7 protein-coding genes are annotated in these 9,959 nt (G+C 63.7%); 3 read left to right on the forward strand and 4 right to left on the reverse strand.

Features of this window, described 5'->3' with window-relative positions:
• The first annotated feature begins 94 nt into the window (after window positions 1-94).
• Window positions 95-2,035 (forward strand): hypothetical protein, encoded by a 1,941-nt coding sequence (locus JO236_RS09670; RefSeq protein WP_293327928.1) that lies wholly within the window; start codon window positions 95-97, stop codon window positions 2,033-2,035.
• A gap of 46 nt (window positions 2,036-2,081) precedes the next feature.
• Here JO236_RS09670 and JO236_RS09675 read toward each other — a convergent pair whose 3' ends face one another.
• The 4 genes from JO236_RS09675 to JO236_RS09690 are packed head-to-tail and all read right to left on the reverse strand — an operon-like array spanning window position 2,082 to window position 7,664.
• Complete coding sequence (locus JO236_RS09675; protein ID WP_293327931.1) at window positions 2,082-3,866, reverse strand: ArnT family glycosyltransferase; 1,785 nt, start codon at window positions 3,864-3,866, stop codon at window positions 2,082-2,084.
• Between the two features lie 17 nt (window positions 3,867-3,883).
• Window positions 3,884-5,359 (reverse strand): glycosyltransferase, encoded by a 1,476-nt coding sequence (locus JO236_RS09680; RefSeq protein WP_293327934.1) that lies wholly within the window; start codon window positions 5,357-5,359, stop codon window positions 3,884-3,886.
• Between the two features lie 29 nt (window positions 5,360-5,388).
• Complete coding sequence (locus JO236_RS09685) at window positions 5,389-6,408, reverse strand: NAD-dependent epimerase/dehydratase family protein (RefSeq protein ID WP_293327937.1); 1,020 nt, start codon at window positions 6,406-6,408, stop codon at window positions 5,389-5,391.
• Complete coding sequence (locus JO236_RS09690; RefSeq protein ID WP_293327940.1) at window positions 6,405-7,664, reverse strand: nucleotide sugar dehydrogenase; 1,260 nt, start codon at window positions 7,662-7,664, stop codon at window positions 6,405-6,407. Before JO236_RS09690 ends, JO236_RS09685 begins: the two co-directional genes overlap by 4 nt.
• Window positions 7,665-7,940: 276 nt before the next feature.
• Between JO236_RS09690 and JO236_RS09695 the strand changes: the two genes are divergently transcribed.
• Entirely contained in the window at window positions 7,941-8,417 is a 477-nt protein-coding gene (locus JO236_RS09695) for a GtrA family protein (protein ID WP_293327943.1), read from the forward strand.
• Between the two features lie 17 nt (window positions 8,418-8,434).
• Window positions 8,435-9,959: hypothetical protein (locus JO236_RS09700; protein WP_293327946.1), on the forward strand; the 1,525-nt coding region annotated here is incomplete at its 3' end.

Below are 9,959 nucleotides of genomic sequence, written 5' to 3' on the forward strand. Positions count from 1 at the left end.
TCCTCGGCTTCCTCGGCCTCGCCGGCCCACGCATGACCGCAGCCGGATTGTGTGGCGGCACCCAGATGCCTGGCGGGTCCGGCGAGGGCCGACCTTGAGAATCGTCAACCAAACGGTCAATCCGCCACAAGCGCGGGCCGTGCGGCTCGGATTCGGCGCCCTGGCCTTCACGGCGGTCACGGTGGCCACCTACGTGATCGCCCGTTATCGAGCCTTCACCGGTTTCGCCTCGTACGACGATGAAGGCTGCTTGCTGATCTCCCTCAAGGCGTATTTGAACCACGGCTCCCTATACGACGACGTCCCTGGCGGCTACGGGCCCTTCTACTTCGAGTTCTGGGACGGGATCTTCTCGATTTTCGGGATCGCGGTCGACCACGACGGCAGCCGCGCGGTTACCGGGGTCATCTGGGTGCTTTCGAGCCTGCTTTTCGGGCTCTCCGTCTGGCGCATGACCACGAGCATCACCCTCGGCCTAGCCACCCAGCTGATGATATTCGGGCCCCGCCTCGTCGAGGAGCCGATGTCCGCAGGCGGCACCGCCGTCCTATTCGTCTCGTTGCTCGTGACGGTCTCTTGTTTCGTTCGCGATCGCAGCTCACGAGTCTCGATCGCCTTGCTCGGCGGAGTCTTGAGCGCCCTGATCCTTATCAAGATCAACGTCGGCATTTTCGCTTTTGCCGCGGTGGCCCTCGTTTGTGTGGTCAGCTATCCGACCCTTGCCCGGCGTCGCTGGCTACGGCCACTGGTCGAGTTCGGCGTGGTGGCACTGCCGGCGCTGGTGATGGTCACGAAGGCCAGCGAAGACTGGGCTCGCCACTACGCGGTTCACGTCGCCGCCTCCGCGCTCACCGTCGTGATCGCGTTGAGAGCCCGTGGCGCCGGCCGCCGCGACTCCAATGAACTCTGGTGGCTCGGCGGCGGCTTGCTTATCGTCGCCGCAACCATCTTCCTGGCGATCCTCGCCAGCGGGACCAGCCCCTCCGGCCTGATCACCGGGGTATTCGTGCAGCCGCTGCGCTTCCCGAGCAGCTTCTCGCGGCCCCTCCACCTTTTGATCGGGACCTACGTCCTTGACCTAATGGCTCTCGCCGGCGCGCTCGCTTATTGGTACGTCGTACGCAAACACGACACCCGCCCCCGATCGGCCCGGGTTCTGCTCGTCTCGAGCCTGAGCATCCTCATAGGGCTCTACATGGCATTCTCCGTGATCGAACGGAAGACACTCAGTACTCCGCTGGGCCTGCTTTGCTCCACCCTCGGCATGAACTGCTCCCCGCTGGAGATGCTGTGCTTCGCCTGGGTGGCGCTGATCCAGATCCCCGGAAAGCCGATCGTGGGAACCCAATTCGCCCGGCTGCTACTGGCGCCGTTGGCGGTCCTACAGGGCTTGCATGGCTTCCCGGTTGCGGGCAGCCAAATTAACTGGTCTGCCATGCTGCTGATCCCGGTCGGGGCGCTCTGTATCGCAAACGGGGTTCGCGGGCTCGCTCTCAGCGTCAGCGGTCAGACGGTGCGCCGTACCCTGTTCGCGATCGGGGCGATCGCAGCGGCCGCGATCATGGTCCTGCTCGTCAATACCCAGCTCGTACTGGGGCTCCAGCGGGCGCGGAGTGTGCATGACGCCTGGGTCCCACTCGGGTTGCCGGGCGCCGACGACGTCCGCGTCAGTCCCGGGGACGCCGCGAAATACCGCGCGGTCGTCGCCGCAATTGACCAAAATTGCAAGACGTTCATCATGCTGCCGGAGATGCACAGCTTCTACTTCTGGACACAACAGGAGCCGCCAACCGGCTACGAGGCGACGGGGTGGACATCGCAGTTCGATCAGGTGCACCAACGCCGGGTGATCGAAGCCACCCGCTCGATCGACGGGCTGTGCTTGCTCGAAAACAGCCAGCTGGCCCAGTTCTGGGGCCTGGATGAAATGCCGCCCGGTCCGATGGATCGCTACGTGCAACGTGGTTTCGTGCCCATCGCGACATTCGGCGATTATCAGCTGCTAAAACGTGCAGGGATCGACGGCGGATCCTGACGATATGTCACCATTCGGCGATGCAGGCGCGGGTGCGCTGAGGTGGCTACATTTTGCGGCACGAATCGGAATCACGGCGCCAGGCCAGCACGTCGCGGCCGTCAGGCAACTTCCACTGCGCGGCTTGGACAAAACCCGCGCGGCGCGCCGCCGCCGCCAGTGCTTCGGAATTCGGTATGGGAGGAATCTCGTTGACAACGCCCCCCGACGTGAACAGCAGGCAGCTGTCTTTAGGGCCACCAGTCGTCAACACCTGAAAGTAGGCATCCTCCGATCGGTTCATCGACGCCTGGTCGATGCCCGCCCCCCACGGGACCCCGTCGGGAAAGTCATATCTCGAGAACTCGACCAGTTGCACGGTGGCGAGGTTGTATAAAATGTGGCCAAACCCGAAAGTCACCGGCCTGTTCGATGGGATTTCCCTTCTGATAAAGTCCACGGTTTGGCCGATGACCGTCTGCCATTCGCGAGTCGTCGCCGCATCGATTGGTTCAGTTTTCGACGACACGAGTGACCCGACGGTGACCCCCGCCGGTCCCGGGATGCCCGACGCCTCATATCGTTGCAGGTAGGCGCGGCCGTCAGTGATGAATGCGGGGCCGATCCCCGGAATGGCCAAGGCTCTAGGCTCGGCGAAACGCGAATGCAAATCGACGAGCGGAACATACGCGACAAGTGCCGCGAGCGTTGTCACGGCGGCCGTACCGCGTAGCACATGCCTGTTAGCGCGCGTCACACCCCATCCGGAGACCAAAGTCAACGCCGGGAAAAGCGGCAAGTCAAAGGCCGTGCCGTGATTGCTTGTGGACACCAGCGCCACAGTCCCGAATGCGAATAACAACGCGGGCCCGAACAATTTCGAATGGGCGATCCGCCAGACAATATGCATGCCACTCAGTCCGCGCAGCGTACGCAATGCGATGACTGCCGTAATGGCCAGACCGAGAAAAAGTATCGTCGAGTGAATCAACTGGAGGTCTTGAATATAATATTGCAGCGTACTCAGCCAGCTTTCCCATTCGAGCAGCAGAATGCGACCGGCCGAGCCGCTGTGGCCGCCGTAACCGAAGCTCAGCAGGTAGCCCAGCACCCCCTTCCAGTTAGGGACGAGCCATACCGCGGTGATCAGGGCAGCAAGAATGGTCGCGCGGCCTAGCCGGGCGAGTCGCTGCCGGGAATCCGGGTGGCCAAGCGATGTGATCAGCGCAGCCAGCAAAACCCCCGGCACATACGCGATGGCCATCGTGCGAGTAAGCGGCATCAGGCCCACACAGACGCCGAACCACATGGTCCAGCGAACACTGGTCAAGCCTTCTGACCGCAGCAGGCAGTACAGCGCCGCGGTTACCGCTAAGGCACAGCTCATCGCGAAACTGAACTGGCGCGAATAATCCACAAACACGGGTGTTGTCGACACCAGGACGAGTGCTAGCCAGGCCAGTCGCGGCCCCCCGATGGTCAAGCCTAGGGAGAATGTCAGATAACCGGTCAATGCCGCAGCAATGATAGGCACCAGGAAACCGAGGACAAGGTGCGGTCCAAACACCGAGAAGATCAGGGCCGCGGCCGCAGGTGTCGCCGGCGAGTAGATGGTGAAAAAAACCAGTCCGTACTCATGGTTGCGGGCGGCCGCCACGGCGAGGGTCAGATAGCCTGCTTCGTCGATGTCGAGAAGGTTTCCCCGCCGGTAGAGCCAAACCCACCGCAGGTCGATCAGGCACCAAACGACGAGGAATACCAAAGCCGCTGTGCGCTGTCTCGCCGCGTTCCCCAGGTCGAACTTCAGGACCGCGAGCCGCCGCCTGGAACGTGCTGAATCTTGATCGACCATGGGGATGATGGACCACCTCACGTGTCGGCGCTGCGCCGATTACGCCGCACCAGATCCAGCGCCCCGACCGAAGCCAGCGCGCCGGCCGACCAACGTAGCAGCGGGCGCCGCATGGCCAGGAAATACCAGTGCAGATATGACGGCAGCCAACCGACCAGGTCGAACTTGCTGGTTCCGGCGGTTCGGTCGTCCCAGCTGCTGGGTACCTCGTCGACGCGATAACCCTGCAGGTGCGCTTTGATGGTCAACTCGAGACCCACCTCGAACCCCTTCACGCTCTCCACGGGGATGTCGTCGAGGAGACGACGGCTGTAGGCGCGGAAGTTCGTGGTGGCATCGTGGGTCGGAACGCCGCCCACGTAGTGCAGACTCAGCCCGGCGGTCCTCGACATCAGCGTCTTCAGTCGGGGCCCACCGGTCTGGGTGCCACCCGGCATGTAGCGCGACCCGCTGACGATGTCCGCGCCCTCGTCGCGAATCTTGGCCGCCATCAACGGAATCACCGAGGGTGGGTCGGACAGGTCGGCCATGCTGGTGACGACGACGTCGCCACGCGCGGCCGCGAAGCCGGCGATCAGCGCGTTCGCCACGCCCTTGCCGATCCAGTTGCGGACCAGCCGAACCGTCTCGGGTTTGTCCGGCATGGCGGCCAGTGCCGGCAGCGTCGTGTCCTCCTCGAAGTCGTAGCAGACCAGCAGTTCATGCGGTGTGTCCGCCAACGCCTCGGCGAGCCCGCGCACGCACACCTGGATGTTCTCGCCCTCGTTGTAGACGGGGATGACCACGCTTAGCAGACGCTGGGGGTCATCGGCCGGCGACTCCTGCCGCGGCTTGCGCGCGCGAATCACGAACTGCTTGCCGAAGATTGGCCACGCCTTTCTGGAACGCAGATACCGTCGCACCAGGATCGGCGCCTGCGGCCACGGCGAGCTCGACGTGTACGGCAGGAAACGGGCGTGGGCATCCACGATCTCGAACCCGCTGGACTTCAGCAGCTCGAGCAGGGAGCGATCGCTGATGGGCACCCGGTGGTCCCAGAAGTCCCAGTAATCGCCTCCCAGGAAGCGAACATTGGGCCCCAGCGCGATAAAGTGGCCGCCGGGCTTCAGTACTCGGCGGGCTTCGGCGATGGTGCGCTCGACCTCGGTTTTACCCCGCAGGTGCTCCAGCAGATTGCTGGTGAAGACGACGTCGACCGAGTCATCCTCGAGGAAACCGAGATCCTCGGCGCGGCCCTGGTGGAACTCGATACCCGACTCGAGCATGCGGGTGCTGTCCGGGTTCAAGTCGACACCCACCCGGCGCGCGGCGCGGACGTGGTTCAGGAACTCGCCGTAGCCACAGCCCAGGTCCAACACGGTGTCGCTGCGCCTGATCCACGCCTGGAAGAAGTCGCGGACGAGGACTTCCCAGATGGCCGATCGGGATTCGAGGGCGTGACCGAAGCGGTTGCGGTAAAGCTGCTGTAGGTCAGCGTCACCCGCGTTGCGCATGTCGTCCTAGCAAGTCGCACCCGAGCACGTCAGATGGTTCCAGCCTCGACGGCGTTGACAATCCAGGGTATGACCTCGTCGAGCATGGAATCGAGCGTGGTCGACGCCTCGAAGCCGAGTATCTCGGTAGCCTTGTGTACCTCCGGCGACCGCAGCTGCACGTCGTGCTCGAACGGCGGGTCGCTTTCGTAGCGAAATGGCGTGTCGGGACGCATCTTCCGCCAAATCACCTCGGCGAGGTCGAGCACGGTGGTGGCTTCGGGGGTGGACAGGTTGAAGTCGTCGTTGACCGCGGCCGGATGTTCCATGCACAGGCGGATGCCGCGCGCCAAATCGGCTCCGTACGTGTAGTGCCGTACCTGGGTGCCGTCGCCAAGGATGTGCAGCGGGTCCTGGCCCTTCACCACCTTCTGGATCAAGTCCGGCACTACGTGGCTCATCGCGAGTTTGACGTTGCCGCTTGGGATTTCGCGACCACCGATCGCCCGCTGCTCACCGGTGCCCACGCAGTTGAAGGGCCGGATGATGGTGTAGGGCAGACCGTACTGCTCGTAGGCACCGTGTGCGAAGTACTCGCAGGCCAGCTTCTGAAACCCGTAAGTGCTTGTCGGAGGGGGACATTCGGTGATGTGCTTCTCCGGCGTCGGGAACACGGTCGCGTTCTCGAACACCATGGAGGAACTGATCACGTTGATCTTCTTGAGCCAGCCCTTCTTGAACGCATAGATCGCGGTATCGAAGTGGGCGGCGGCGATGCGCTCATTTTCGGCCAGCAGGTCGTAAGCGTACTCGTGGAAGTAGGTGATGCCGCCGATGCGGGCCGCGCTGGCCACCATCTGTTCACACCCCTCGACCAGCTTGAACATCAGCTCGACGTCTTTGACGTCCCCCTCGACGAAGTGGTAGCGCGGGTGATCGTCGTAGCTCTTCTTGACTGGGCCGTATTTCGAGTAGTTGTCGATACCGACGACCTCGTGTCCGGCGCGCAGCAGCTCCTCCACCACGTAGCCGTTGATGAAGCCCGCACTGCCAGTTACCAGTACCTTCACTGGGCAGCCGCTCCCGTCCCCAGAGTCGCCAATTGGGCTCCATTCAATGCGTCGGCGTCGAGCTCGCTGACGTCCAGGCAGCCCCAGACATCCTCGACTATCTTGCCTTGCGGCACCCGCAGACCCCGATACTGGGAGTGCGGCACGCCAACCACCCACACGTCGGCACGGTCCAGGACCGTTTCCAGCGGGTAGTAATCCGGTCCCTCCAGGAACGGGTCGTGCAGCAACACCGTTTCGGCCTCGAGCATCAGCAGATGCCGCAGCTTGAAGCTCAGCGAATCGCGGGTGTCGTCACAGTCCGCCTTGAACGTCATGCCCAGGATGCCAACGGTCTTGTGCCGCAGGTCGACCCGGCGCTTGAGCATGTTGACGATGAACTGCGGCTGGCCTTCGTTGATGAGCATCGCCGAGTGGCCCAGCATGAAGTTGTTGTTGCTGAAACCCGCGAGCTGCATCGTGTCCTTCAGCAGACACGGGCCGGCCGCGAATCCCGCCTTGGGCAGGCTGTCGACCCGGCTGTTTTTGTAGGTTGCCGCATGGTGGACGCGGTCGTAATCGAGGCCCGCCTCACGGCTGAGCAGATAGAACTGATTGGCGACCGCGAACTGGATGTAGCGGTAGCTGTTGCAGAACAGCTTGGCCAGCTCGGCTTCCTGCGGCTCGACCTCGATGATCTCGCTGGCTATCCGGGAGAAGACGTCGCGAACGACGCGCAGCCCCTCGTCGTCGAACCCGCTGATGATCTGCGGAATGATCCTGAGCTCGCGAATCGAGTGGCCCTGGGCGATGCGCTCGGGACAGAAGGTGACGTGCACGCCGATCCCGCGCTCGGAGAACATGTCGTGCACACGCTGACTCAGTCCCGGGTAGACGGTGCTGCGCAGGATCAGCGTCTGCCCGTCCTGGAAGTAGGGGCTGATCTCGTTGATGATGCGGAAGAAGGTGTGTGCCTGCGGTGTCAGGTACTCGTCGACCGGCGTCCCCACGACGCAGATGACGATGTCGGCGTTCCTGACGGCCCACGCGTCGGTGCTGGCGGTGATGCGCCCTGTCGGCAGCAGCCGCTTGAGCAGTTCCTCGGCACCATTCTCGATGAAGGGCATCGTGCCGGCCATGATGCCTTTCAGGGCCGCCTGGTTCGTGTCGAGGATGTCGACCTGGAACCCTTCGTCTGCCAGCACCAACGCCAGCGGTAGCCCAACGTGCCCGGCGCCGCCGACGATACAAATGCGGTTTTCGGGTTGAGTTGCCACGGGAACCGCCGCCTCCATTTCCTGTTTCAGCCTCGTCCAGCGGTTGGACGATAACAAAAGCCAATCTTTACTTAGTTGGTGTTGGAGCCTAGGAGGTCACCGCCGATCGATGCGGCGTTTCCCCGGTAATACCAACAAGGCCGGTCCCCCCGCGGCTCCGGTGACGGCGGCAACCTTTGCGGTACAGCATTTCATGCACGCCGAAGATTGTCTTAACTTTGGCCGGTTCCATCGGTTCCGGCCCGCCGCGACGTGATGGCGGGTAACTTTTCGAGCGTGGAGTTCGTGGGGGGCTTGATCGCGCGGTCTGACAGCGACGCGCGCAAAAAGCTGCGCTACGTCGTGGTGGCGGTGGCGTTCCTGCCCTTCGGCCAGGGTCTGATCCAGATCCTGGGGCCGTGGCTCAAGGACTACACCACCGCCTCGCTGCTGGCAGCGGCGATCGCCACCGTTCCCAACTTCTACGCCAACAGACATTTTGTTTGGCGGGTCACGTCCGGCAAGAACCTGCGCAACCAGATCCTGATGTTCTGGGTGGTCGTGATGCTGGGTGTCCTGCTTGCCACCATTTTCACCTATCTTGTGGACAACGTCGTAGCCGATCGGACAACGCTGGTGCGCGGCACGGCAGTCTTTATCGCCCAAGTCGTCGGCTTCGGCATCGTCTGGGTGGGCCGCTTCCTCGTCCTGGATCGATGGCTCTTCAAGAGCGTCAAACACGTCCCTGAGCTCACCGCCGAAATCCCTACTTGATCCGATAACTTGCACGGATGGTCGCAGCGCGCGCGCAACGCGTGACAACGTGGTGTTCGACGACCACTTGGGGCTCCGCACGCTGGCAAAGGTGCCTCACCGCGCTGGCCGCCGTTGTTTTTTGCTGGCCGCAGTCCTCGGTGGACGCAGATATCGGTATCGATCCGTCCTGGGAAGCCGCCGTCGCCCTGGCCCGCATCCATCACCTCGCGTGGGGCCCCGACGTCGCCTTTACCTACGGCCCGCTCGCCTTCCTGCAGAACACCGGCTACTACTCCCGTGAACAGGCATTACTCGCCACGGTCTACCAGGTCAGCACCCTTGTTGCGCTGTTCCTCGCGGTCGCCGCCGCGCTGCGCCGCCGCCACACCCCGGCGTCGTCGCTCGCCGGCGCAGCCGTGACGACGGTGATCACCGGCATCCTGCTGGGCCCGATGTACCCCGAGGTGGTCATCCTCGCGGCGTTTGCCTGGGCCGGCTCGCTGCTACTGCCGGACGACCATGAGCCGGCGACCGCGTTCGTCACGTGCGTCCTGCTCGGTGCGGTCGGCGGGTTCGAGCTGCTGGTGAAGTTCAACACCGGGCCCGTCGTCGCGGGCGTGGCGCTCGCGGCGTCGGTGCTGCTGGACTGGCGGGCCGTCGGGCGCCACCTCGCCGCGGTCACCGCGTTCATCGCGTCCGTCCCGCTTTGGTGGCTGCTCGCGGGCCAACGGCTGGGGAACCTGACGACCTGGCTGAAATACAGCTCGGAGATCGTATCCGGTTACATCGAGGGCCAGGCCGTCCCCATTCCGTGGGATGCCGTCGGCGCGGTCGCGCTTACCCTGGCCTGGATCGCGGCGGTGTGTGCGATGTTCGTGCGCGGGCGCTCCGAGATTCCCCGTCGATTCGTGGTGTTGGTCGCCATCGTGACAGTGGTGGTCACCAAGACCGCGTTCGGGAGATACGACTCGAATCATTTCTCCGTTCTACTCGGCCTGATCGTGATCACCGTGGCCATCACCCCGCTCCTCGGGATCCTGCGCCGCGGGTTTGAGATCGCGTTGGCCGTGCTCTTTGTCGTCTACCTGGCCGGCATTCTGGTGGTCGAGCAGCGGCCGGTTGCGGTGCTGCAGGCGCCCGTGCGGGCCGTAGACCGGGTGGTGACGCTGGGGTGGCCGGACCTGGCGACGCGACACATCGAGCAATCCAAGGCCCGTCAGCGTGCGCAATACGGCGTCCCCGATCGGTTCATCAACGCGATCGGGTCGGGCACGGTTCATGTGGACCCCGACGAGACCTCGGTCGTGTGGGCTTATGGGCTCGCGTGGCGGCCCGCACCGGTCTTTCAGACCTACTCGGTCTACACGCCCACACTGGACAAGCTGAACGGCGACACGCTTGCCAGCGGCCCGCAATTCGTGTTGTCACGGCGATCACCCACCTCGCCGGCCACCGGGATCAACGACCGGCTTGGCGTGCAGGAAAACCCGCTGTATTCGCTCGCGCTGCTCTGCAATTACACCCGGACCGACGCGGAGAACGGCTGGATATTGTTCAGCC

Source organism: Mycobacterium sp. (genome assembly GCF_019247635.1).
Taxonomy (GTDB): domain Bacteria; phylum Actinomycetota; class Actinomycetes; order Mycobacteriales; family Mycobacteriaceae; genus Mycobacterium.

Excerpts from the sequence above, each read along its gene's own strand:
- JO236_RS09675 (WP_293327931.1), bottom strand. The coding sequence starts at position 3,866 with ATGGTCGATCAAGATTCAGCACGTTCCAGGCGGCGGCTCGCGGTCCTG.
- JO236_RS09680 (WP_293327934.1), bottom strand. The coding sequence starts at position 5,359 with ATGCGCAACGCGGGTGACGCTGACCTACAGCAGCTTTACCGCAACCGC.